Source organism: Tolypothrix tenuis PCC 7101 (assembly GCF_963874875.1).
In the GTDB taxonomy this organism is placed as follows: Bacteria; Cyanobacteriota; Cyanobacteriia; order Cyanobacteriales; family Nostocaceae; genus Aulosira; species Aulosira tenue.
Genome location: NZ_CAWNJS010000001.1, coordinates 4880804 through 4906981 on the forward strand (window position 1 = coordinate 4880804; position 26178 = coordinate 4906981).

A 26178-nucleotide genomic window follows, 5' to 3' on the forward strand; every position below is an offset into this window, starting at 1 on the left:
TTTTGATCTAACGGAATTTGAATGATTTAACGGTAGCCACTGTCAGTCCAACATCTTCACTGGTCAACTTTTGCAAGTTGCGTTGTTCAGAGAGTAACTTGGAGTAGATTGCATCCATCTTTTGTTGCAACTGCGAGCGCCCATCTGACCCCAAATTCTTCGATTCAATTGTTGGGTCATTCACAATCGAATCCAAATGCTCCATCATCTGTTGCAGACTCTTTCCTGCTTCTGGGCTTGCATTAGCTAGTAGTACTCGAACTTTTTTCAGGTGTTTTTCCATCTTGCGTTTGAATTGGACGGGCTTGCGCCCTGGCTCCCAATCAGCCAGTTCTTCAAGTAATTGGGCTGCAAGTTCTTCACCACCAGTGATCGCCGCTTCCTTTAATCTTTGTTCCAGATTTTGGTCATACTGCTGGATAAACTGGGTGATTTGTTTTAGGCAATCGGCTTGTTGCTCATTGAGTTGTTCAGATAATGCTGGGATAATTACAGGTCTACCAATGACTACCTGCAAATAATCTTCTAGTTCTGTCAAAGAGGGAAATGCCTGAAGTAAGTCAGCTTTTACATCTTCGCGCTTTTCCTCTGGTAACTGCCAAGCATGAAGTGACAAAAATTGCTCAATTCTCTGTTGATAGTCGCTTAAGCCCTGCTCATAGTCATCTTTTAACTGAGCGCGAAGAGTCGGAGCAATTGAATCCCGAATATTTAGTAGTTGACTCCAAACCAATGGTGCGAGGTCAATTGGACAAATCCAGTCACCATTGTCAGAATTCATCCATTCTTGGACTGAAGCTATTTCTTGTCGCAATTGACTGGCTGCTTCATCCAATGCTTTGAAAACTTTGATACCTTTTAATCCAACTTCTGAAGACTTAATTTTAATGAGATCCGATTGTGATTCTCCCTCAGACTTTAAAACATCAGTCCATTTCGGAGCGTTACTTTTGGTAGTTTTCTTCAGTTGAATTTTGAAACGAATACGGGTCTTATTAAGTTGAGAAAAGTTGTAATTTTCAACTACAGCATTTTGAAGAAATGCATCAACAGTAGGGTTAGGTATTGTTTGTACCATATTTAGTTCCCATGATTAATTTTTGAGCTTAAGCGTAGCTTCAAGAAAATTAGTAATTCCATCCTTAGCTGTATAGTTGGAGTGATGGGGATTTTCGCTTCAAGTTACCGTTGCCATCATCCCCATTGGTTGTAATGGTAGGCTGCTGTCTACATTCCGAATGATTACATCTGAAATCCCAGTGATTAATTTGAGATTTTCCACGATGTTCTACCAGAACTATTTGGTTTTGATAAGTAGGATTTTGACCACTGATCAAAAATGCATCTCCTAATGCATAGAAGCCAGTTGATACATAATGCCTCTTGTCAATACCCATTAATGCATCCCAAGCTTTTTGGGTTTGTTGCTGTACGTCCATATTGATTAACCTAAATCTTGGTAATTGCTCGTAACAAAGCTATTCATCTAGTTTCAAAACTTCCAAAGTTTGTGCAAGCGCCTGTATTGCATCTGCCAAACTCAAATCCCTTGTGCGCTCGCATAAGAATTGATAAACTCGTGGGTTATACTCTTGAAAATCTACCAGTGAATTGAATATTTTCTCCAATTCTTCATGCACAGATTCTCTGGTTCGGCTGTCTAAGTACAGTGCTTTATCTAGAGTTTGTTCAATCATGATTTCTATCCGATATAAAGAAGCGCTCTGTTAATAACAAAGCGCTTGGTGATTGATAGATTGTGGTAAGTTGCTACTAATATGTCTTCGGATTGCTGTCAAGTTGCAGCAAATCTTGTCAACAATTCTTCACGGCTTAATTGAATGCATAGAGGCGTAAATTCTTCTGGTGGTAACTGTAACAACCTATCAACTACTCTTGATAGCTCTTCATCTAAATTACCAAACCTGACTCTCAGTAAGTTCTCTACAACTTCACGTTGTCCTTTTTGCTTTGTAGTTTCTTCCCATTCTTGATATGCTTGTGACAAATTCATGATTAACTCCTGGTCATCTTGTGTGAGATTTTCCGGCTGTTGAATTGAAACTATTTCCAATTCGCAATTCGCAATTCGCAATTCGCAATTATTGAGAAAGTTTAGAGTTAACCTTGTCTTTAATTTTTCGAGTTGAAGAAACTAAAATTTTTCCAATTTCTTTAGTTTCTTCAAGCAGAGGGTTAAATTGATTCTTTTCAACTAACTCTGATTCTATTAATATTTCTATCCAATATTCAGTTTCTCTTTCCTCTTTAAGCGCAATCTCCAATTTGCTAAGAAAATCTTTATTGGATTGAGCAGATTGGGCTTCTCTGACATTTGCACCAATGGAAGTACCACTACGTAGTAGTTGCTTTGATAATGTTCGGCAAACTCCAGGCTTTTCATCCAAGAAACTACAAGCTTTAACTATTCTTATTGCTAATGCTTTTGTCCGGTCAGCAATACTAATATTTTGAGTCATAAATTTCCCCCATCAATAATATTATTTTACCTCATGAATAAATGCTGTGTATTCTTATTGGTGTTATCTACAAACACAATTCAATAACTAATTTATCAGCTATATAAACCTCCTGGTTGTGTAATATCGATATTCAAACCTCTGCTACTTAGTTTTTAAATTGCGAATTGCGAATTGCGAATTGCGAATTGTAACTGGCGAATTTCATCGGTTATTTCTTTATTGACTTCCACCTTTCCTAGAGGTGAAAGTAACTCCTCTAAAAATTGCTTTGAAAATTGATTATAAGGTTTTCTAGTCATATTTTTAATCGGAGATGTTTTGCATTTTAGGTGCTCAAATTTTGGTGCCAGATGAATAGTATTTGCATATCCAAATGTGTCTTTTTTCAGCGAGTATCTATACCATCTGTGCAACATTCTGCTGTTGAACTTGCTGCATCCATGTCTTAATTGCTTGTAGTTCATCCACGCCATCAGCTACAGCATTTACAACGTACTTGTGATAGGAATTAGCAGCATGATTGGGGTGGTCAAACTTGTCTGATGCCCAAGCAATGCACATGGTTTTCACAAGCTCATCAACCTTACTGTGATGAAGCTCACTGGGGCTACTAACATCTTGTAAATGTAACCATTCTTTGATTAAATCAAGCGGGTAATTTAGTAATTTACGAATTTGTTTTACCCGTAAATCTTGAGGATGTATTACAGATGTTACAGGAGTTTGCTTTGGATTTGATTGCGTTTGTCCAGATTGAGCATAATCGACTGACTCTGAAGTTGGAGCTAACTTAGATTGAACATCACGAATAATTGTTGCCCAATCAGCATTTGGATTCCATTCTCGACGAATTTTAGTTTTAGTCAAAGCATCATAGAGATTGCAGAAAACTGAGTTTTCATCCCCAGGAGTAGCAACAATTATCAAAGGCTGAGTAAAATGTTGAATAACAGATGCAGCTAATAAGAATGATTTGGCAAAGTTTGTTTCAATGCCACTGCGGACGATATAAATTTCATCGGCTTGCACAACAATATCTAATTTTAAATTGTCCTTGCCTTTAAAATCTTTATCTGTTAGTCTTAGCTCCAAAACATAACCTGTTAATGCTCTTTGGCTAACAGGAATCTTTTTATCTTGTTCAATCTCGCAGTTATACCAAGCATAAATTCGACCATCAACCTCTAATTTCTTTACATACAGATAAATTGGCTGTGGTGGATTACCTAATCCGAGTTTAATTTCAGCCATAATTAGAAATCATCCATTTCAGTTTGAGCTTTAGTAGACTGTTTTTGCATTCGGGCTTTATTCATTTGATAAATTGATTCTTGAATTACAGGTCTTGCAGCTTCTTTTACAGAAGCTTTAGCTTGCTGATATAAAAATTGTGTTACGCCCTCTGCATCTTCTTCTGGGTCTATTTGTGCCCATAATGAGCAACCCAATTCCAAAGATTCATAGTCACCTAAGTTAAATTTTCTGTGATAGGTGACAGCAATAGTTTTAATATCCATCAGTTTTTCAAACTCTCAAAGATGAAGTTTAGTGTTGCAGTTTGTTTCTGACTTTTATGGATTAACTTTTTTGAGTTATTGCAACTATTCCCTCATACAGCAAGTGGCGGGAGAGTTTTTTCTTATTGAGATGCTTATTTAAAAGCACTCTCCTCATGTATTTAGCTGCCATTTGTGATATCGCCGAAGCTGAACGCAAATCAGCAAGCTTTACTTCTTAATTTAGGACTTCTCACGTCCGGCTTATTATGCTGATATTGAGATGGTGGGCGCATTGTGCCCACCATATTCTCTCTTAAACTACGCGATTAACACCATACTCTCTGGAAGTGGCTTGTACTCCATAAGCCGCTTCCATTCCTCAGTTGTCAGTTGATCAAACGGCTGATCCAACAACTCCTCACAAGACCTAGTTTGGAGACTAGGCAATACTTCGACCATCGACAACGACCACACGGCATCGAATGCAGAATCGCAAGGCACTTGCTGCTGATGTTCTGATGATGCTCTTTCCACCCACCAGCGACCGTCAGTACATCCTGCCGAGCCTAGCTTTTTGTCGTTTTGATAAATGCCATCTTCGAGTAGTTCAAATCCAAACTTTTCGCACTCAACAGCAATTTGTGCCATGACTTCGTTACCAGTTGTATTGGCTAGAACTTTCTGTTGTTGCACAGGCAGTGTGCCTTGCTTGTGGTGCCAAGTGACGTGGCTGTGGCACTTAGCCCAGCTGTTTGCACGGTGTACTTCGGTTAAGTTCACACTCACTACCCAGCGTTGGGTTATGAATTCGTCGTGGTCGTAGGTGATGCTAGCTATTAGTTTGTCGCCAACGTAAATTTCATAGTCGTAGCAGCTGATTTCGATAACGGTGAATTCTTCAGGTGCTAAAACTTCACCCTGTTGTGTGATGTGCTGCTCTAGTTGGGCTTGAGCTAGAGCTTGTTCGTCAACAGCGAAAGAAGCGAAAATTGCTTGCTGTGCAGGTGTTTTGTAGGTCATAATAGATATTCCTTTGATAAAAGGGTAAAAGGCGATCGCAAACTTTTCCAGGGCTAGCGATCGCCTTTGTTTTGAGTGTGTTGTGCTGAAAGCACAAGATTTTCCCATTAATTAAGCGTAGCTTTGTATTTGTTACTCAAAGTCAGTGACGTTTGAGCATTACCACACAGGAATAAATAGTTTTAGTGGACGTGTAAGGCTTTAAAAGCGCCAAATGTGAACCCTTTCCTGTCATTTGGTAATTCTTATTCAGAACCTTCCTCAACCCTGATCTACCAGAAGCCGCTTTGACTATTCACTGCCTCTGTTTCCTCAGGGTCTGTTGTTTGGTTCAGTTGTCATGGTTCTGTAGTGCTGGAAAGCAAACCCTTTTAGCGTTTGGGTGCGGGCGGTTTGCTTTCCGTTACCCTGATACTTAAATAAATATATCGCTTCGTCGATTAATCGTCAAGTCGATTAATCATCAGAAAAATTACTGAAAATCTAGAAACCGATTAATATGTCGTATAGTCGCTTTATCGATTAATCGATAAAATGATGATACGTTTAATAAAGTAATCGATAAGTAATCGAAAATAGGAACGTAAGGAAATGACATCTCTAGCTTTAATGATGAATCCTCCCGTTCCGCCTAAGTACACTAAGCGTAGTGATAGAAAAGCCGTGCAGAACCTTAAGGTGAAGCTACGTTGCAAATTGCAAGATTTAATTGACGAACATGGGTTAACTCGAACAGCTTTAGCTGAAGCAACAGGGTTAACCGCAGGCGCAATACGTGGCTTATGCGAGAACACTGCAAAACGTTATGACGCTGATACCATAACTGTTTTATGTGTTTATTTTAATTGCCAAATTTCAGATTTCTTTGAATTGGTTCCAAAAGACTAATTCCAACTTGAGTAACAATGCCAAATATTAAGCGATCGCTTGCTATCCAAGATTTGCGATCGCTGCCCAAAATCTTTAAATGAGCTTGAAAAGCTGAAATTATCAGCTTCCAAGTTCAGACGTTAATAATTTGCCAATTAAATTGGCGGCATCTTTGCAATGCCGTGATTTTTCTATGCGTCAAAAATAGGAGGGAGTATGGACACACGGACATTTCAAATCAAAGATGAATTAGGATTTTGTACTCGTCAGAATGATGGGATCAGTGGAATGACCGTGACCGCATTGGCGAATTTTTGCGGTGTAGATCAACCTGTAATTACAAATTTGTTAAATCGACTTAGAGATTCTGACTCGATATTAAATGAATTACCACCGTCATTGAAAAGCTTTGCTGGCAAGGACTGGAGGCTCATATTAAAGGATGGCGACAATAGCTTGTTCATCCTTGATGAGGTGTGTCACGCTATTTTGGAATATTACGCCGTAGACGCTCGTAAATATAAAGGTAAGGCAATCGCTCTCAAGAATTACCGTATGGTTGCCAGGGCAGGGCTGCGAGTATTCATCTGGTCGCAAACAGGTTACTCACCGCAGACCAAAAGCGCAGAACAGTTGGCATTGTACCAAGATATCCCTGCTATGCAACAGGCGATTGCCCAACTCCAAGCCCAAATCCAAAACCTCCTACCCCTATCTGCTGACTTCATACCCCCAGGCTGGAATGAGGAAGTATGGCGAAAGCTCCCCCCACAGGACAAACGTCATTTTCGCTTTTTATACCGTCGTCGTGGCTTTCGTCCTTCAGGGCAAGGCACAAATGAGCAACTGGCATTACCTCCTGTGACTACTGAGCAATTGAAGCAAAAACAACGGGCAGAATTTGAGCAGCTCGTCGGTGAGTCATCAGCCCAGGAGAAACAGCAGTTAGAAGCGGCAAAACAAAAAGCACTGAAGCAACTTTGGTCACAAGGAGAACAAGATGATACAGATGTCCCTTTTTAACGAACCAGCCCCAGTTTTACCAGTCACTTATTACCCAGAGTTTCTCAGCCAAGAGGAAGCTGGCGTGTTATATCAGCATTGCCTAAAGCTGCAATGGCAGCAAAATCAAATCAAAATGGTCGGTAAAACTTTACTTGTGCCCCGGCTGGAATGCATTTACGGTGACGAAGGTTGTGAGTATTTGTATTCCAAGAGTGTGCTACTGAAACCACTGCCTTGGCCTGAAGCTCTGGCCCAGTTGAGGGACAGAATTACTGCTGTTACTGGCTATAGCTTCCGTATCGTCATTGGTAACCAGTATAGAAGTGGACAGGACAGCATAGGGTGGCACGCAGATAATGAATCGTCGATGGGCCTAAATCCGGCGATTGCATCTGTAAGTTTGGGTGCAGAGCGGAAATTTCAGATAAAGCCCATCAAAGGCAAGCCGACTGATTTCTGGCTGGAACACGGGAGCCTACTTTTGATGCACCCAGGTTGTCAGTCCACACATCTGCATCAAGTTCCCAAAACCAAGAAATTGGTTGGCACAAGAATTAATCTAACTTTTCGTCCACATGTGGGAGGTAGAAGATGAGCGCTGTTGTCTCTACCGAAAAAGCATCGGTGCTGGTAATATTGCGACGAGAGTATCTGGATATTACTGGCAACTTCTGTGCTGCCAAGCTGATTGAGTATTTCCGGCACTGGACAAAGTGGAAGCTCAAAAATCATCGCACTCCTTGGGTTTACCAGCCACTCAAACGAATTTATGCTGACCTGATGGGAGAGCATAGTCTTCATGTCATTAGGAGTGCGATCGCACTGCTTGAGAGCATGGGTATTATCGAGAAGCAGAAAAATCCTGGTAATGGGCAGGATAAGACTTGGCAGTATAAATTGCACTTTGATGTACTTAATCAGCTATTAGTACCTGGCAAGTGCAAAACTGAACCTTCAGAATTCAATGCAGAACAATACCACAGATCCCATCCTGAAACTTCAAAGCCACAACAACACACTGCTGTTGAGTCAGGAAAGGATGAGGGGGTAGAAGAAAGCGAATATGAGCCAGCTCACCAAGCACCAGAACCAGAGCCATCCCAGACTACTAGCTTCGTTGATGAATTAGAACTAGATCACTCAAATAGCGAGATAGACCCTCATGAGGACGAGTTTTCCGAGGCGGAGGTCGAAGTCGATTCAAGTACGTATAAGCCTAGCAAACATGAGATTGCTGAGGTTTGTACCGAGTTGCGGCGGTTGCGGATTAACCCAGAACCATGTTTGGGGGTGATGAAAAAATATTGGGCGAATGTCGCCGGAGCGATCGCACGAGTGAAGGAAGGAATTCATGAAGGCTGGTGCGATAATCCGACTGGGTTGTTTATCAACAGCTGCAAGAGTGGGGCTAAGGGCAAGAATACAGTAACGAGCGATGTGAGTACTTGGTTCGAGTGGGCAAGGAAGCAAAGGATTGCGCTCGCCATGTCTGCGGGGGTGGTTTATACACCTGATGGCGATGCAGTGGAAGTGCAGGAGATGATGCGGCGGTTTCCGGATGAAAGCTAAGAAGAGCGATCAAAGCGCAATTTTTTTAGAGTTAAGCAGCTATTAGTCATGGATTATCAAACAGGCTGGGGGTAATCCAGGGATAATATTACTAGCAGCCAAGCGAGGATCTGCTCTTAGAAAAGAACATGAAGGCTTTGTAGACCAAATTGCTATGGCTCTTGAGCAGGAAATTCGGAGCCTAATTGATAATTATGCCGTTGAAATTCTCAAGTTATTGAGTTTGCTAGAGTATGTTGAAATAGAAGGCAGAGCTAACAGAGAAATCAGAGTTTTATGTAAGTGGTTTGGACAAAAGTTTCAATCTGATGAAGTAACTAGAGCAATCAATAGCCTAGCAAAAGCAGGTTTTTTGCAAATTCGAGGCTTGTACGCTGAAGTTACTCCTCCGCTACTTGCAAATCATCTTGCTGCTTCTTTACTCCAAGGTCGCCGTTCCGAGTTTTTAGCATTATTTGCTGATTTAAGTCAGAAAGAGCGATCGCGGTTGATTCAGCGACTACAAGAGCTAAAATCATCAAAGATTGCTTGGTTATGGAAAGAAATATTTGGCTCAAGTGGATTACTTCCAGACTTACCCACAGCACTTGCTAATCGGGAAATACTACACCTAGCAGCTTGTGCAAATCCAGATAAAACTATAAACCTTATTCAGCAATGTTTAGGATCGGCAACTTTTGAATATCTTAAATCTTTGCAATACTCACAACGAGATACTTTAGTATGGGCACTGGAAGAACTAATATTTCGTGAAAGAACAAGTTTAAGAGCGCTCTATTATTTAGGACTGCTTGCCGAAACTGAACCAGCTAATTACAACAACAGCAGTGCTACTAGTAAATTCTGCCAGTGCTTCCGTCCACTTCATCCACAAGTACCATTATCTCTCGAATACAGACTTGATCTGTTGAAGAAATTTACATCACCTAAAGCTACTGTCGCATCACGCCTACTTGCCATTGAGGTCATCAAAACTACTCTCAACCGATTGGGTTATCACTTTCTTCATGAGGGTAAAGGAAATCAACCCTTCGATCCAATACCTCAAATGACTTGGGGAGATGTTTGGGGTTATCAAAAGTCTTTACTCACACTTCTAGTTGAGTTAGTCCAATCCGACGAGCCTCAAGTAGCTGAAGCAGCAAGACTTACACTTCCAACGGCGATTGCTGAATTCTCAATGCTCCAATTTTCACCAGAAATAACAGTTTCAGTATTCCAAACTGCTGTGGATTGGGCTACTAATCAACAAATTCCCTTAGCAATTTCCAAACTAGCTGATGCTCTACATTCTGTCTATGATTTTTATAAAAAAGATAATAATCAGTTCAATCCAGAAACGAGAATTGAAGTTGAAAACCTACTTGAAAATATCAATACTCTAATTGAGTCACTAAATACTGCTGAATTTGCAATTAGACTAAAACGTTGGGCAAGTAATTGGACAAGAAGCCATAATGATTATGAACTAGATGAAAATGGAAAACATATATATCGATCCGAAAAAGAAGCACAAACACTTGCAGAAGAAGTAATTAGCAAGCCATCAGTTCTAACAACAGAACTACTAGAGTGGCTTTGTTCTGTGGAAGCACAAGAGGCACACAATTTCTGCTTCTGGCTTGGAAAGCTTGATTCTGAACGAAGATGGTTAGCGCAGATCGAACAACTCGGTATGAGAAAAGATGGTATTAATGTCTTTTCAGCTTACTTTGGGGGTTTAAGTCAGATTGATCGCCAGTTTGTCAGTGACTATTTGAATCAGCTTACACAGTCAGGTCAGGTTAAAGCTGAAGCAATAGTTTGTGCGACTCAGCAACTTGGAGGTGATTTTACCGGGGTCAATCGAATGGTGGCACTAATTCGAGACAGACGCGTTGATCCTAAATATGTTGAATACATCCTTGAACACGGCAAATGGTTTAACTGTCTTAATTCAGGCGAATATCTCTACTTGTTGGAAGCCATAGCAGGTTCAGATTTAGAAAATGCAGCAGCAGTGGTTAAATCTTTTTTCATTTGGCTCCATCCTGAAAAAGCAGTTGATGGAAAGCTGGCTGAGTTTGCCTGGAAGTGTTTAGAAGCAAGTGATACATCAGATCAAGATTACTATTTTGATCAGCTAGCCCTGCATCTTGTGCAAGCTAATATTGCACAAGGGTTCAGACTTCTAGAGCAATTACTTGTGAAACAACTGACAGAGTATAAATGCTGGAACCCAATTAATAGTAATCATCAAAGAGAATTTTGGGAGTTTCTATACAGTAATAATCGTAGACTTGCTATCTGTATACCCTTGAAAGTCGCTCTACAAGATACCCGAGAACATTCTTTTATAAGCTGGCATCTTCACAAAATAATTAATCAAGAAAAAGATTCGGACTTGCTAATAGAATTTGCACTTAATTCTGAAGACCAAGCTAGAAGTGTTTGTCATATTTTATCTATTCAAAAAAGCAATTTGCCAGAAATTGCTTTTGTAATTATTACGCAATATCCTGATAGTCAGGATATCAAAGATTTATTGTCTTATCTTGTTGTAGAACCTAATCTTTTCAAATCTCGATTGCAGTACTTAGAGAGTAGTGTCAACACGGTAGAGCAGGCATTGAGTGAAAGAAATCCACCATTTGCAGCTCGCCTTTGGTTGGAGGAACTTGCTTCAGAATTACGTATCAAAATCAACGACGAATACAATTCTCAACAAGTTGCAGATGTCAGTAGTCAATTACCTATTACAGATAGACGTATAGATGCTGAAAGAATTTGGGCAATAAGAAGGCTATTACGCGATGGAGAGATTAAGAAAGTTAGTCAGTTGCTTGTACAAGATGAATTACCCATCATTTTAGCTATGTCAGACTTATCAGATTCAGAAAAACAGCAACTTCAAAGCCTGTTTAAGCTAGAAGTTGAGCAGCCTGTGTCCTCAACTATTTCTAGTAAAGTATATATAGCATCTTTAGAAAAGCTCACCATCATGTCAGAACAATCGCCTATTTTTAATCAACAACACGCAACCATTGGGGTTAACTATGCTGCTGAAGGCAGTAAGCAACAGTTTACACAAAATATCAACACAACTGAACAGAATTTTGAAGGTTTGTTAACTCACTTCAAGCAATTTATCCACGATTTACAACAAGAATATCCAGATATTGCAAATGAAACAGATGCCTATCAAATCATTGATGTCAAAGCGAAAGAACAACCGTTAAACTGGCAAAACTTTCTGCAACTTAAACGCCTCTGGAATGGAGGTAAAAAGGCGGCAATCAAAATCAGCGAGCATTTCACAGAACAAAACCCTTGGGGTAAAGGTGCGATCGCTTTTCTCGAAGGTGTGATAGAAGAATCAAAATAAGAGAGATTGGAACAACGCCTACATTACAAGCTAAAAGTATTTCTCATATCATTTTACAGGCTATTTTTGTTGCAAACCTGTAATTAAAATTAAAGTATAGAGAAATATTTCAACTTAGCTAATTCATCTCGTATTGATGCAAGAGCGAAACAATAATGATTACAAATTATCAACTCATAACTCACAAACTCGCCAAAATTACTAACTTCGCGCCCCAATCTTCATCATGGCGTAAAGTTAAGACAGTGTAACCAGTGTTATACCTGAGATTATCTCGCTCAATTTGGTCTTGCTTGCGTTTATCAGGGCTATCATGAACTGAACCATCACAGAAAAGTGCGATCGCTTCCTTCTCATAAACAAAATCTGGCTTACAGTTCGCTTCCGGAATCAACTTTTGTGAAGCATCAGGTAGTTTATATCCCCGTTGATAAATCTCCTGCAACACTACGCGCTCAAAATCAGAATTGGGATCTGTTTGTTGCAGCAGTTTTTGATATTGCTCATCACGAGAAAGTCCTTTAGTTTGAGTAATAACGCTGCTCTCCAGTAGTAAATCAAGCCAGGGTTTGATGAGGTGCCGATTGATCAGCGCATGGTCAAATTGGTTGCGGTAGGAGAGCAAGCATTCATAACAAGCTTGAATACAACTTTCTTTTGGCTGCGTAAAATGGCAGATGTCCATAGCCGCATCAGCAATTTTTTTAAATGCTTCTGGTTTTTCTAATAGTTGAGATAATACGCCTGCGCCACCTTCAGCAGCTTCCCAGAAAAGTAGATACTTACCTTCACCTAACCGTTCTGAATCGAGTTCATCGGCTTCTAATTTGTAAACTGCTTGAATTGCGGTTTCTAAAACATATTGCAGCGTAGTAATAAAGGCTTCTCTATTATCAGCAGGAATATTTAACGGTTCAACCACCAAGATATTACAAGTATCATCGACCATTAAATTTACTTCAGTGTGTAGGCTATCAGGTGTCTGTTGACTTTGTGGGTTTTTATTGTCGCCCCATACACCCGTTGTCGGATTAAGCTTAAATCCTCGGTCTTCTCGATTCTTCTTCAGTCCGCGATTAATTCGCCAGATGGTAGCTGTGGCTCCATAGGTTAACTTGAACAGTGGCGTAGCATCAGCAGCTTGGACGATCGCGGATTCTCGTTTTTGATTAGCGTAGCGGAAATGGGTTGTAATGTTGTAGCCATACTTGAGCCTTTCTTCTTCGTCGCAGGTGATGCGTTCTCGACGACGAGCGATCGCAGTTTCCATTGGTAGCACACGAGTCAATTTAGCTACATTGTTATGAACATCTGGTTTAATTTCTACGCCGCAGTTTTCGCAGGTATCACGAAAATCACCGTCGTGATAATAGCCGCAATTGGCACAGACGCTCACCCGCTTATAATCGCCTTCAATACCGCCGACAGGGACTTTAGTTTTGGCTACCATGAATTTACTACCTTCATAGTAAAGAATATTACTAGGAGCAAATTCCCGTAATGCCATTGAGCGAGGGCGAGAGATGAATTCACCACCTTCACCAGCCGGAATAAATGCCCGGACTGGCAGACGCGGGAAGTTGAATCCTGGTAAAAATCCCTCGGCGGCAAAGTAGCGATAGGGATAAAATTCAAACTGGGAATTACTCTTGCCTTGAGTTTGACCTACGAGTAAGTCAATTTGTCGTTGTGCTTCTCGTGCTTGTGCTTCGGCGTTGCTGCGTTCTTCCTGGGTGACATCACCTCTAGCAGAACGGTCGATGGTGCGGCGGGCAGATTCTAATTGCTTGACTGATTCTGTGTATAACTCTCGCCAACGCTTACAGGCCCGGTCAAAAGCATTCAGAGCGTTTTCAATAGTTAACTGTAACCAATTAACAGAATACCAGGAAGCTTTTTGCAGATCCTCTTGGCAGAAAAAGTCTGAGAGAATCGACTGGGTAGCTTGCAGACATTGGGCTAATTTGGCAGGGCTGAGGGTAAGTTGTTGGCGAATGCTGTCTTTGAGGGGATAGCCTTCTAGTTCCAAATCTAAAAGTTTATTCATGGAGTCTTCTAAGTAAACCCCAGTGTGTGCTAGCCAAATAGAATACACATGAGATTTAATTAAATCTTGGTTGGCTAGTTCTAGTTTTGGCGGAGCAACTACCCCAGCTACCATTTGATTTTGGCGTTTGAAAAAGTATTGGTCGTGACCGCTTCCAATAGAAGCATAAGTAATTACTAAAGCTTCCTGCCCACTTCTACCAGCGCGACCGCTGCGTTGGGCATAATTAGCGGGACTGGGGGGAACGTTCCGCAGATGGACTACGCTGAGGTCAGAAATGTCGATGCCTAATTCCATTGTCGGGGAACAGAACAAGGCGGCTAATTGTCCTTGGCGGAATTTTTCTTCTCGTTCTTGACGGTCTTTATTGCTTACCTGTCCCGTATGTTCTCGCCCTTCCATTGTTTGGATTTGTAGGGCGTTGGTTTGGTAGAATTCTTGGAAGAATTGGTTAACAGATATACTCGCTTGATCGTTACCCTGCAAGCGACGCGATGTTAAGGGGTCGGCGGGAATTTCCTTGAGATTGGTGGCTTTCCACAGTAGAGAACTAATTTGTAGCTGTACTTCAGATTTTTGTTGCAGTAGATAGCCAGCGTCACATAAAGCACTAACTAAGGTAGTAATTAAGCTGTTAAATTCCGTATCTGTTAAAGTTTGGCTGCGGAGTGACCAAGTGTTAGGGGAACGCAAAAATCTTCCGATTTTACTTCTAGTGGTAAGCTTGACTTTGGCTCTCTCACTACCACTACTAATGGTTGCCCAAGTTGCTAAATGCAGATATTCGTTTTCGTCAAATACCCAAGGTTCTTTAATTGTTTGAATAACTTCGCTTCTGAGTGAGTCTTTTTGGTCTGGTTGCAACAGTTTGGCATCAATGGCTAATTCTCGCCGCAGATGGTTGAGTAATGCTTGTGTAATAACGAAACGTTGTTGGGGAGTGGCTTGCAGTAGCAGAGGATGGCGGTGTTTTTGCCAAAGGTTGTTGTCAGCACAGTCTTCTTGCAATCCGTCATACTCAATTACCAATAGTCCGCACTGTTCGAGATTAGGTTGAACGATGCGCCATCCCCGACGCAAATCTTCGTAAAGGCGGTATTCAATCAGTTTGCGAAAAGCTTCTTCATTGCGTCGCTTACCACCACTAAATTCTGCTGGTTGCTTGGCGTAGTCGTTTTGAGTAATTCCCATGTACTGGATGACTACACTGGCTAATTCGCTGTGGGTGAGTTGTTGTTTAGCTTGTATTGCGCCTAAAAGTGCAGCCCTTAAGAAACTGGTTTGGACAAAATCATTGAAATGTCCAGCTTGTAATGAAGCATCTTGACGGTTATCGGTAAAGCTGAGAATTTTGGCAGCTTTGGCTTTTTCACCTGTGAAGACTTGCTTGAGGCGGCTGGTGGTAGAAAGACAAAGCAAGGTGGTGGCGGTACTGCGTCCTTCACTGCTGAGGCGAGAGAGTTTGGTAAATTCGTTGCGCTTCTTGTCATGGAGTACGCCGCAGTTGAGACAGGTAAGAAAGGGTTTGGGAATAAACCAACAAGTGGTTCCTTGTAACAGGGAGGATGTAACTTTACCATTGGCTAGGACTTGGAGTTTTTGAGGGATAAACGGCGCAAAGTCTTTTTTGGCAACCCGTCCTTTCTTTTTGGTTTCAGTGAACCAAGAATCAGGAAGTCTATCTTCATCGTCTGTATCCCATAGTCCTGGTTCATCTAGGGTGAGATAACCTGCGGTAATATCTACATCGTCTGGACTGATATCCAATGCTGTGGGCAACTGGGGTAGGATGATGTGCTTATCGGCATCGTAGCGCACGACATAGTAATCCTGTCCGCATTCCCGACAAAAAACCAGGGGATAAAGCAGACGGTTGTCGGTGGTTGTATATTGTCCTTCGAGGGTGAAATGCCGTTTGTCTCTATTTTCAATGGTGGCGTAAACGCTTCCCCCTTGGGAAATGAACTGATGCAGGCGAAATGCCAGTCCTTTGGTTTTGCTTCCCCAGAGGAACATCTGTTTGAGAACTGTTAAACAAGTTTCCTCTGGAAGCTGGGTTTGTTCGGCAAGTTTGGTTGCACCTGTTTCTAAACTAATCGGTTGCCGGCGGACGAGATGCCCTTCTCTTGCTTCTAAACCGAAGTTCATCTCTATCCAGTAGCTAAGGGGATGATTTTGAAATTCTGTTAGTGTCTGTTCTAAGTCGCTGGGTAAGCCTGCCAAAATTGCTTGACGTAGTTGTTCTATGGTAGGTTCAGCACGTTGGATAGAACGTTCTAAAGTCTCATCAATGACGTTGCTGGGTTTGATTTCCACACCAAATAACTTACTAGCAACATCTGCCACTACCTGACGGCGTTGTTGACGAGAACCTTCTGTTGACATGGTGGCGCTGGTGCCAATGCAGAGTAATTCGTCATTACTTTTGCTGCGTTGCCGGAGTTTACGAATTAAGATGGCAACATCTGCGCCTTGTCGTCCGCGATAGGTATGTAATTCATCCAGTACCAAGAATTTTAAATTAGCAGATTCGACCAGTTTATTTTCGTGAGTGCGTGAGAGCATTAACTCTAACATCACGTAGTTGGTGAGCAAAATATGGGGTGGGTTGTTTTGAATATCGGTTTTTCTGGTTAAACTTTCTTGTCCGGTGTATTGTTCGACGCGAATGTGAGTATTGGGAACTTGGCGTAAAAATTTGTCGAGTTCTTCTTTTTGGGAGTTAATTAAGGCATTCATGGGATAAACCAATATTGCCCTAACTCCAGAAATTTCGGGATGACGCAGTAAATCATCAAAAATAGGCACAACGTAAGTCATGCTTTTACCGGAACCTGTGCCTGTGGTGACAACGTAGGGTTCTTGGCGTTGTGCGGTTTCAAATGCTTGCTTTTGGTGGTAATGGAAAGTAAAAGGTGTTCTGTCTTTTTTGCAGAAGTAGTTTTCGCTGTCTGGATGGAGGGTTTGCTGTTGTACTAATTCTTTGACTGTTGCACCTTTTTTATAGCTGGGATTGAGTTGTACTAGGGGATCTGTCCAGAGTTGTCCTTTGTCTAATTCTGCGTCTACAAATTCTTTGACTTTAGAGTCGCGGATTTTGAGGAAGCTTTCTATATAGCGGCGGTAGTCGCCTATTACTTCGTTGCGGAAGTTGAAAATATCGAGTTCATTCGTATTTGATAATTCGTCATTTGTAATTGAGGGCTGGGGTTGAGTGCGTCCTAAGCGTTGATTAATCCATTCTTGAAGTTGGTGATTGAAAATTGAATTAACAGTTGATAAGTTGAGAATTTCTGCAAATTCTTTGAACTCCCAATCTTCAGGAATACTGGAAAATAAAAGCGTTAGTTGTTCGGAAGTGACAGTTACCACACCTGTACAATCTAGTAATGCTAGTTTTTGACTAAGAAATGTGCTAGCTGCTACGATTGCGCTTTCATTCTGTTGTAATAAATCTTGAAGTTTAATTGGGAGCTTCATTGTTTTATATGTATTGTTGATATTTTTAGATTTCTTTTAAAAATCTCCTGATTTCCTCCACATCTATTTTTAAACGTTCAGAAATTTGTTGAACACTTAATCCTAGTTCCAGTAAAATAGGTATCATTTCCAATTTAGTTTCTAGTTTTCCTTCTTCCTTACCTTCTTCTTTCGCTTCTTGATAAACTCTAGTTTCTTTCAGCAAGTTTAGGTTTAGCATGGTTTCTATTTCCTCACGGCTCAAATTAGGAAACTTGTAGACTACGATTGTCTCTATAAATTCTAGAACTTTTCTTTGGGTGAGAGTGTCTGTTAATTGTTCTTTAGCTTTATTAATTAGGGTTTTGGCTAATTCTCCGGCTTTTTCCTCACTCTCTACAACTAAGCGGACAATTCCTATTCCCAGAGAATCGTCTGGTACGTCGTCAAGTTCATCTAGGTAAAAGCGACGTAGATGTGGTTCTAATAAAGAACGATAACGTTGGGGATAGGTACGTTCATTGCTGCGCTTGTCATAGATAACTATTGCAAACCAATCAGGGTTAGGTGGCTGATATTGAGTGAAGTAAAGGAATATACTAGTGAATAGTCTGTCATAAAATTCTTCATCTTTATAAAACTGAATTTCGATAAAGTACAGCGCTTCATTAGGGAATTCTGCAAATGGAGAAAATACCCCATCTAATCGGAAGCTTTTTTGTTTAATTTCTGGGGCAATAAACTCATATATATTGGTGTTAGTATCTGGCTTACCAATGATTTCAAAAAAGATGTTGGGAAATTCTTTAAATATTTCATAGAAAATTGCATCTGTTTTCATAAAGTCCTAATTACGAATTATTTAAACATTCTATCCCAAGCCTCTAAAACTAATCTTTGTGTACGGTATTCGCCAAATTGCTTAATTTCGTTGTTTTTTAAAACGCGGAATGTTTCGCTGGGGAAGTCTTCGCCATAAACATCAGCAGGGTCGAGAATATATCGCAGTTCATCACGGGTGAGTCCGTAGAGTTTGGCGTAATATGCGTCTAATTCTGCTCTTAATAATGCGCGTCTGTTAGGATTCCAAATAAAGGGTTCGCCGTTGTATCCCATATCTTTGGCGAAGGGTTGGATATCCCAAGCGGTGTAGACTAATTCAAGTACGCGGATACTGATAAATTCTATATCTTCTTGGGTGTAGGATTCGGGGGTAAGTACAGGTAGCTGTTTAAGAATAAAAAAGCTAAAGTTATTTCCACCCATTTTTTGACGAGTTATAAAATCAAAAACTAAACTACTAAAATTTGCTTGTAAACAAGCAACTAGAGTTGCTTTATCTACTCCAACTAAAATAACAGGTGCGCTATGTCCTACAGCTACTTTAGGAAGTATGCTAAAAATAGCAGTTCGCTCATCAGTTGCTCGACAAATCCCTCGAAAAGCTAACAACCATTCTTTATTCCAGTTATTAATTAACCTATTCTCAACCTCAGCACCACTTACCCAATAACGTGGTTGAATAGTAACACTTGGGTCTTGTTTGATTTCATCTGGTACTTGAGGTAAAATTCCAACATTTAAATTAGCTTGTGTTGTACTTTCATAAGTTGAGTAACGGTGATCAAACTGGTGAAACATCTTTGCTTCATAAAGTGAAACTAGATTATTACCTGCTTCATCTTTAAACAAACTGCTATCATTCGCCATATCAAACATTCGTATAAACGAAATACCCCAAGAATTTCTATCTGTTGTTTCATGTTGGAGAATAGGTACATTATGATAAATTTTCTTAGTTATTTCAGCGTCAACACGAGTGCGGAAAATAGGACAAGTTAAAGTATTAGGATTTAAGCTAATTAAATCAGATGCTGTTATTTCAACTCTTCTATCTAAATTTTCTATTTCTGATAGTTTGACAATTTTGAATACAAATTTTGTTGGAAGGCTCATTTCCTGACCACGAATTGATAACATACAAAAGCCTTCTCTACTTTCTGAACCATGAAAGAAATTGCGTATTTCAAAAAAGTCGAATAAAGAATCTAACTGTCCATTTATAGCTACAGAAGCAAAAAATTGTTTAGTTGTATCACTTGTAGCAATACCAGTAGGAACAATTACACCTAGTCTTCCATTAGTTGAAATTATTTTTCTAGTAGTTTCTGCAAACACAGCATAGGTATTGATATCTCCAACAGCAGTTAAAGGAAATCTGCCCGACTCTCGAATAAACTTACTCTGTGCCTCAGCATCATGTTTAGCTTCTTCCCAAGCTTGTGCTAAATCAGGATTCTTCTTTGGTAATTCTTTAATCAACTTCTCCCGTGCTGCTTTATTTATAGCATTAGCAATTTCGGCACTTTGAGAAGCAAAAAACTCCTTTTCTTGTAACTTAATTCGCTCCCAAGGTGGATTTCCTAACACACAATCAAAACCACCTTCTTCAAACACTTCAGGAAACTCTAAAGGCCAGTGAAAGAAATGCTTATTTTCAGCTAACTTATTTGCTGCATCTACAATCTTTTGCGTTGACAAATTACCACGTAAAAGCTGAGTTAACACCGCAGTTGTCGGTAACATCTGCAAATTATATTCAGTCAAAGTTGTGAAAAATGCCGCAGTCCATAAATTACACGCGGAGTAATCTCGCCACCATCCTGAATCTTTACGAGTTTGCTGATATCGTGCTTGCTTTTCTCTCACTTGTTGCGGTGTTGCTTCAGGTATATGTCCCAACTCCCGCACGCTTTCTGCGTAATGTGTACGTTTTGGTTCTAAACCTCCAAACAGTGATAATTGTCCCTGATTATCTGTCTCCCGTTCTTTCTTATTCCGCTTCTTAAACTGTGTCGCTAACTTCTTATCATCCCCAGTCACAGCCTTATACGCTTCATCGGGTATCCCTTCATCCAAACAATTAATATCCAACACTCCCACCAGAGAATTACCACATTTAATTCTGTGATCTAAAAAGGTGAGTGGTAACTTACCAGGAAAGCCTTCAATCCATAACGCCACCTTACACAAATCCACAGCTAATGGGTTTAAATCAACCCCATATATACAATTTTGAATAACATCTCGAATCGCTAATTTTAAAGGTTCACTGCCCGGTTCTGCTTCGCCAGTACGAACTTTAGCTAATTCTTTTCCAATGCGTCTTGCTGCTGCTAAAAGAAAATGTCCCGAACCGCAAGCTGGATCGCAAACTTTTAAATCCAGAAGTGCTGCTTCTAATTCTTGATTATTTTCTGAGTTGCGAAGCTTCTCTTTTGTACTGCGAAGTTTTTCTTCAATTACTGGTACAAGTGCTGTTTTGATAAGTTGTTGTACAAGCTGCGGCGGGGTATAGTAAGAGCCAGTAGTTTTCCTTTCACTACCAAATACCAAAGCAAATTCATATCTCCCCTGACTCTGTGTTACCTGGGGATGAAAATCTAATAAACTCTCATAAACACTACCCAATTCTTCCACATCCAAGTACTCATAATTCACCCGACGCAGTTGTACCTTATCTTGATATAACGACAACTGACGAATTGCTACAAGTAAATCATAATTATCAATTGCACAATCATCTAAAGCAGACAGAGTATTAGAGCCAAATAAATCTCCATTCAGGGGAGACAAACCCAGTACTTCCCCACGCCAGTTTTCATCAAATAGTAAAAAAGTTACCCGCAAACCTTGCCATAAATCTTGAAAACCTTCCCGCCGCCAATGAGGACGTTCGGCTAACTCTCGCAGTCGCTCAATGCTGTAATATTCTCGGTAGATTCGTGCTTTTTCTACATCATCCCCAATTAATAATAAATTGCGCGATTCTGCCACCATTAAAAACAGCAGGCGATAAATTAGCCGCAACAATTGGCGATAAAATTCGTAGTTTGTAATTTCTGTTTCGTAGTGGGGGATAATTCCTAATTTTTGGCGCAGGTGTTCGTTTTGTGGATGTTGAATAAAGCCGTTACCTAGCTGAACTAAAGCTTGTTCAACCCCATCGCGAAGTTTATCGCGTACCCGTCCACCTTGTTGCAGCGCTTCTTGGTGGTAATATTCCAGCAGACATTTATCCGCATCATCCACAGCTTCTGGCAAGCGGGAACGGTGGAACAGCCGATAAAATAAGCCAAACTCAGCAAAGTTTTCACCGTTGAGAATTTGCTCTAAGTCAAATTCGATATAAGTAAGACGAGTCATCAGAGAAGAATCACGTAGCAACCGCCAACGAAAACCATTAGTTGCGATCGCCCACAAATGCTCTGTCTTGTTAAGATACTCCTGCACCAGGGCGTGTGCTGATAGCCTGGGTGTACCACTGGGCGGACGTTTATCAACTTCTAGCCGACAACCAATAATGTGGATAGGTGGTTTATTTTCTCCGTTTTCTGCACGATGGGAAATTGCATAAGTTTGTCCCTCCACCACTTCGGCTGTTGCAGTATATACAGGGTCATAGCCTAGACTCTTGAGTAATGGCACAGCCCAAAGTTCACGAGTAATAGTTGTAGCGGTGTTATTTTCATCTAACCTTGCCAATGACCTTTGAAATGCTGCCCAGTATGCTTTAGCATCGCCCCAAGCAGTAGCAATTTCATCTGCTAATTTGTCAGTTTTATTAAAACCAAAATCCTCTGGTGATTGTCCTTTGATACTGCCTTCTAGCATTTGGGCAGTCATATCTGGAGCGAGTAAATTTCCTTCAATTTGAAGCGCAGTTAATGTAGTTTTCATATATAGAGAATTAAGAATAAAAATTACGTTTGCTTTGGCGCTTTAGCGCTACTACGAGCCTTTTACTTACGTCCAGGTTGGAGGATAAAAATGCCGAGAATATCCATCGGCAATTGGGGTGTGACGCGGATTCGTCCTTCTTTGGTTATGTCTCTCACCCGCTTATGGCTTTGTAAAAGTTCTTCCGCCCTTTCCCCAGCAAACTTTTCCAAATCTGGCTGGAGTTCTTCTAACCTTTCGAGTAACTCAGCAATTTCCACCTGCTTGATAGCTTTACCAACATCGCTGACTGGCTTGGCTTGTTGCAGTAATGATGTTGCTTCCAACTGCGACAACCAGCTAGGACTAGAAGGCGAACCTGTAAAGCCAATTACCGCGCATTCTTCCGCTAGTAGAGATGTGTTATTTCGCGTTTCTGTACTACGTTTAGAACTGTCTAACAAATGCCGTAGCCGTACTAACAGCAAAGTCGTCCGCTTTTGTACAGCATTAGTTGTGGTAAAGCCGCATCGGGCTGCTATTGGGTCAGTAGTGTAGGAAAGAGCATCTTCTAGGATGTACCGCGCTAAACCTTCTACCAAAGGATGATTCCGCCCGACATATTCCACACCTTCTGGTGCCGGGGTGGTAAAGGTGAGTAAGCGCGATTTATCCCCTAACGTTGACTTGAGAAAATCTGGTGGTTGGGAAAGTAACCACACTTCGGCTTCGCTCAGTGACCTTCCCTGCTTTTTCTTAATTAAAGAACAAGAGATGCGATCGCACGCCGATAAAACAAAGCGCTCTACATCCTGCTCATTCCCTAAAATCTGGTCAGAGTCAATTAGTTCTTGTTCTACCTGCTCAGGCTTAATGGCACGTTGAGCAAAGCGAGTCCGATTGATTTTTTCCCGTTCTACGGCGTTGTCCCAATTTTTATGAACTTTATCAACAGCAGATTCTTCCTGAAAATCAAACAGTGATAACTGGATAACTTCAGTAGCACGTTCAAACAGCGATTTAAACACTGCTTCGGCTACAGTCGTGCTTTCCATTGGTACAGGAACAGTAATCCCCAAAGACTTGTGAATCTGGACTGCTTTGCGAATCAGAACATCCAAAACCGCACCATCAACAGGATTATCCTGACCATAAAGCAAGCAGGCTTTTACCTTACTAGCAGTTTGACCATAGCGGTCAATACGGCCTTCGCGTTGCTCCAAACGATTCGGATTCCAGGGTAAATCGTAGTGAATTACAGCACTGAAGTGTGTTTGCAGGTTCACCCCTTCACTCAAACAGTCTGTAGCTACTAGCACTCGTTGGGGATAAGATTTTAACTCTTCTAGTCGAGTTTCCCGCTCATCCTCTGAAAGTTCCCCAGTAATAGCGATTACCCGAATTTGACTCCCTTTTTTTTCTAATTTCTGCCTGAGAGCATCAGCTACATAATTTGCAGTAGCAATGTAGCGACACCAAATAATCGGGTTCATCTCTTCTTTGAGCAGAGAATCCACCGTAGCGATGCATGATTGCAGCTTTTGGTCTTTATCACCCCGCAACTTCTCTGCTGCTTGCACAAAGGCTTTTAGCTTGCGTTTATCTGTGTCCTTATAGCTTTGCTGTCCCTGTTCAATTACCACAGTTGGCGATGCGTCAACTGCTTGTTCTTGTTCTGTGGGATCGTGGACATAAGAACTCATCAAGTCTTCGTCTAAATCAGCTAGTGAGCGATCGCGTTCCCTATTAGGGTTGCCGAAGGCATCGCCTGATTTGCTAACTTGGCGATTGAGAGTAGCGATCGCCGCCGCAGGCGAAGACATCACACAACGAATCAACGCCAACGCTGACCAATATCTCCCCCGACGTTGAGCATGACTCATGTCCGCCGTAGTAGTTTTCACTAAACCACGAGCAAAGTCATAGACTTCATCAAATAGCTGTTTATATTCTTTCGATAACTTGTATGGCGTTTCTTCCGAATTTCTTTCAGGAAAAGGCGTTTCGTTCCCTAACCAAATTTTGACATCTGCCCGTCGGCGCTGCACAAAATGATTAGCTAGGCGATCGCGTTGCTTCTCAGCCAAATTACTCAAGGTGAAATGCTCAAATTCTGGCTTCAGCAAGCCTAGAAGCGACAGAAAAGACTCTTCAATCCCGCTGTGAGGAGTAGCGGTAAGTAACAATAAATGTTGTTCTTGCTTTTGAGCAATTTCCTTAATTAGCTGGTGACGCTGCTGTTGGGATGTAATTGTTTTGTTTGGACGAGCACAGGTATGCGCTTCATCCACAATCACTAAGTCTGGACAATGGGTAATAAAACTAGCACGCCGACGCTCTGCTTTGGCATAGTCCAAGCTAACTATCAGATGTCGATAATAACTAAAAACACTCTCATTATTTGGTATGTTCCGCTCTAACTTAGAAGCTGTACCAGAACGTACTACCACACCATCAATATGAAACTTTTCGCGTAATTCCTGCTGCCACTGTTCACACAAGTGTGGTGGACACAGCACTGCGATTCGCTTGACTTCGCCTCTATCTAAAAGCTCACGCGCAATTAATCCAGCCTCGACAGTTTTGCCAATGCCCACATCATCAGCAATGAGCAGTTTTACCGTCTCTAACTTCAGCGCCATCAATAAAGGAACTAACTGATAAGGACGGGGACGCAGCGATAACCGTCCTAAACAGAGAAAAGGCCCTGCACCGCTACGGAGTAAAAGACGTGCAGCATCCATGAGTAACAGTGCAGCTGCATGGTCTTGTACGCTAGTAGCTTGAGGTAGGGGAAATGTTGCTGATTCAATCTTTTCTAGGAATTGTGAAAGCAAAGGCTGAAAAATTCCAGCGATTTCGTCCTCATTTCCTGAGAGGGGACGCAAGCGGATAATTTCCTGATTTTCCGAAGGTAGCACCACCCACTGTCGATTCCGACAGGTAATTATCGAACCAGGTGTAGGGTTCAATGTGTCCGTCATTGTTTGCCCTCTGAAAATTTGGCAACAGAAATTAAGCAATAAGTGTTAAAACTTACTAATTACTACGGGTATATAACTATTAAACTAGAAATATCCTTATTCTGTTTTATGTCAGTTTAACTACTTAAGCCTTAGTAATATTGCTTAATTTATCAAATCAAGAATAAAATTTCATCGTATTTTCATAAAGTAATTATTTACTCTCTAGGTAATAAGCAGACTCAGCAATTACACGGTTATGCCATCCCTTACCCCTTCCAAAAGCTTGGACTTGTGAAAATTATCTGACTGGAGGAGTTAGGAAAAGCGATCGCGCATTGTCCCTTTACAACACATTAACTAAAGAGCAAAAACAGCAGATACCGCAAGTATTGCGGGTGTGGCTGCGTTATCGCAGTGAGAAATATTTTGGCGCACATCGAACACCACCCAAATCGGTACGGCAATCGAAATAGATGCTACCAGAGCGTCCGTTGTTCAATTTACGCACATCGAGTTCTGCTTGGTACACTTACGACACAACCCAAGAAATCAATGCTTTTCTAAGATGCAGACAGATGAGATTGTTCTTTTTGAAATCATGCATTGTTAATTTTCATCTAATGCTGAATTTTTATTTCTGTCCTCCCTTTCCTAACAAAGGTAATGATGCTAAATTTCCTTTATTTGCAATGCTCCCAGATAATTTATGAATAAAAGTGAATTAGTAGATGTTGTAGCAGCCAAGGCTAACATGACAAAAAAGCAAGCTGATGAAGTCCTTTGTGCTTTTTTATCAGTGGTAACCGAAGCTGTCGCTAATGGCGATAAAGTGACGCTCATAGGATTTGGCTCATTCGAGCGACGCGAGCGCTCAGAGCGTGAAGGACGTAATCCCAAAACCAAGGAGACAATCACGATTCCAGCTACTAAAGTGCCTGCATTTTCAGCAGGCAAGCAGTTCCGCTCAAAAGTATCATCATCTGCACCATAAATCCATTAACTGAACTTCTGTCCATCCAATCACTGCAGCTTTGCAGTGATTGGTGCGATCACAAAGCATAGGGCAAGGCTAGGGGCGAAACGTAAATGTTAAACCGCAGATTTTACAGATGAAGTACCGCTTGCACGAGCTCAAGCACAATCGCTAGCACTACTTAGAAGGGTAATTGCGCTCTGT

Annotated in this window: 19 protein-coding genes; 7 read left to right on the plus strand and 12 right to left on the minus strand. The window is 41.1% G+C overall.

The window, feature by feature from the left end:
* Positions 1–7 precede the first annotated feature (7 nt).
* The 8 genes from AACU25_RS19405 to AACU25_RS19440 all read right to left on the minus strand — a co-directional run bounded on the left by AACU25_RS19405 (position 8) and on the right by AACU25_RS19440 (position 5110).
* On the minus strand, positions 8–1078 hold the full coding sequence (locus AACU25_RS19405; protein WP_096578391.1) for a hypothetical protein: 1071 nt from the start codon (positions 1076–1078) through the stop codon (positions 8–10).
* 64 nt (positions 1079–1142) lie between these two features.
* Positions 1143–1439, minus strand: coding sequence for a hypothetical protein (locus tag AACU25_RS19410; protein ID WP_096578393.1), 297 nt, complete (start codon positions 1437–1439; stop codon positions 1143–1145).
* Between the two features lie 39 nt (positions 1440–1478).
* Positions 1479–1697 carry a hypothetical protein gene (locus tag AACU25_RS19415; RefSeq protein WP_096578395.1) on the minus strand — a complete coding sequence of 73 codons (219 nt, stop codon included), beginning with the start codon at positions 1695–1697 and terminating at the stop codon, positions 1479–1481.
* 98 nt (positions 1698–1795) lie between these two features.
* The gene (locus AACU25_RS19420) at positions 1796–2074 is read right to left on the minus strand and encodes a hypothetical protein (protein ID WP_422641110.1); all 279 of its coding nucleotides are present in this window, start codon (positions 2072–2074) and stop codon (positions 1796–1798) included.
* 28 nt (positions 2075–2102) lie between these two features.
* A complete protein-coding gene (locus AACU25_RS19425; protein ID WP_096578397.1) occupies positions 2103–2480 on the minus strand; it encodes a four helix bundle protein in 378 nt (125 codons plus the stop codon).
* 399 nt (positions 2481–2879) lie between these two features.
* Entirely contained in the window at positions 2880–3734 is an 855-nt protein-coding gene (locus tag AACU25_RS19430; RefSeq protein WP_096578399.1) for a hypothetical protein, read from the minus strand.
* Positions 3735–3736: 2 nt separating this feature from the next.
* A complete protein-coding gene (locus AACU25_RS19435; RefSeq protein ID WP_096578401.1) occupies positions 3737–4000 on the minus strand; it encodes a hypothetical protein in 264 nt (87 codons plus the stop codon).
* Between the two features lie 300 nt (positions 4001–4300).
* Entirely contained in the window at positions 4301–5110 is an 810-nt protein-coding gene (locus AACU25_RS19440) for a hypothetical protein (protein ID WP_321206649.1), read from the minus strand.
* A 483-nt stretch (positions 5111–5593) separates the two neighbouring features.
* On the opposite strand from AACU25_RS19440, the gene AACU25_RS19445 reads away from it, so the two are divergent.
* The 5 genes from AACU25_RS19445 (at position 5594) to AACU25_RS19465 (ending at position 11810) form a co-directional block, all read left to right on the plus strand.
* Positions 5594–5890 carry a helix-turn-helix domain-containing protein gene (locus tag AACU25_RS19445; RefSeq protein WP_045873477.1) on the plus strand — a complete coding sequence of 99 codons (297 nt, stop codon included), beginning with the start codon at positions 5594–5596 and terminating at the stop codon, positions 5888–5890.
* Between the two features lie 198 nt (positions 5891–6088).
* On the plus strand, positions 6089–6895 hold the full coding sequence (locus AACU25_RS19450; protein ID WP_096578403.1) for a hypothetical protein: 807 nt from the start codon (positions 6089–6091) through the stop codon (positions 6893–6895).
* Positions 6882–7472 (plus strand): alpha-ketoglutarate-dependent dioxygenase AlkB family protein, encoded by a 591-nt coding sequence (locus tag AACU25_RS19455; RefSeq protein WP_321206650.1) that lies wholly within the window; start codon positions 6882–6884, stop codon positions 7470–7472. The genes AACU25_RS19450 and AACU25_RS19455 overlap by 14 nt, the downstream gene beginning before the upstream one ends.
* Positions 7469–8446: a hypothetical protein gene (locus AACU25_RS19460; protein ID WP_096578407.1), complete on the plus strand. Its 978-nt coding sequence runs from the start codon at positions 7469–7471 to the stop codon at positions 8444–8446. Before AACU25_RS19455 ends, AACU25_RS19460 begins: the two co-directional genes overlap by 4 nt.
* Positions 8447–8600: 154 nt before the next feature.
* Positions 8601–11810, plus strand: a complete 3210-nt coding sequence (locus tag AACU25_RS19465; protein ID WP_096578409.1) for a hypothetical protein — start codon at positions 8601–8603, stop codon at positions 11808–11810.
* Between the two features lie 181 nt (positions 11811–11991).
* Here the strand turns inward: AACU25_RS19465 and AACU25_RS19470 are convergent, their stop codons facing one another.
* From AACU25_RS19470 to AACU25_RS19485, 4 genes are all read right to left on the minus strand, one after another.
* Entirely contained in the window at positions 11992–17337 is a 5346-nt protein-coding gene (locus AACU25_RS19470; RefSeq protein WP_096578411.1) for a DEAD/DEAH box helicase, read from the minus strand.
* A 25-nt stretch (positions 17338–17362) separates the two neighbouring features.
* The gene (locus AACU25_RS19475; RefSeq protein ID WP_096578413.1) at positions 17363–18157 is read right to left on the minus strand and encodes an Rpn family recombination-promoting nuclease/putative transposase; all 795 of its coding nucleotides are present in this window, start codon (positions 18155–18157) and stop codon (positions 17363–17365) included.
* 17 nt (positions 18158–18174) lie between these two features.
* On the minus strand, positions 18175–22056 hold the full coding sequence (locus AACU25_RS19480; RefSeq protein ID WP_190445715.1) for an Eco57I restriction-modification methylase domain-containing protein: 3882 nt from the start codon (positions 22054–22056) through the stop codon (positions 18175–18177).
* A gap of 62 nt (positions 22057–22118) precedes the next feature.
* The gene (locus tag AACU25_RS19485; protein ID WP_096578415.1) at positions 22119–25019 is read right to left on the minus strand and encodes a helicase-related protein; all 2901 of its coding nucleotides are present in this window, start codon (positions 25017–25019) and stop codon (positions 22119–22121) included.
* 317 nt (positions 25020–25336) lie between these two features.
* On the opposite strand from AACU25_RS19485, the gene AACU25_RS19490 reads away from it, so the two are divergent.
* Both AACU25_RS19490 and AACU25_RS19495 read left to right on the plus strand, forming a co-directional pair.
* A complete protein-coding gene (locus AACU25_RS19490; protein ID WP_321206651.1) occupies positions 25337–25474 on the plus strand; it encodes a hypothetical protein in 138 nt (45 codons plus the stop codon).
* A 233-nt stretch (positions 25475–25707) separates the two neighbouring features.
* Complete coding sequence (locus tag AACU25_RS19495) at positions 25708–25992, plus strand: HU family DNA-binding protein (protein ID WP_096578419.1); 285 nt, start codon at positions 25708–25710, stop codon at positions 25990–25992.
* The last annotated feature ends 186 nt before the right edge of the window (positions 25993–26178 follow it).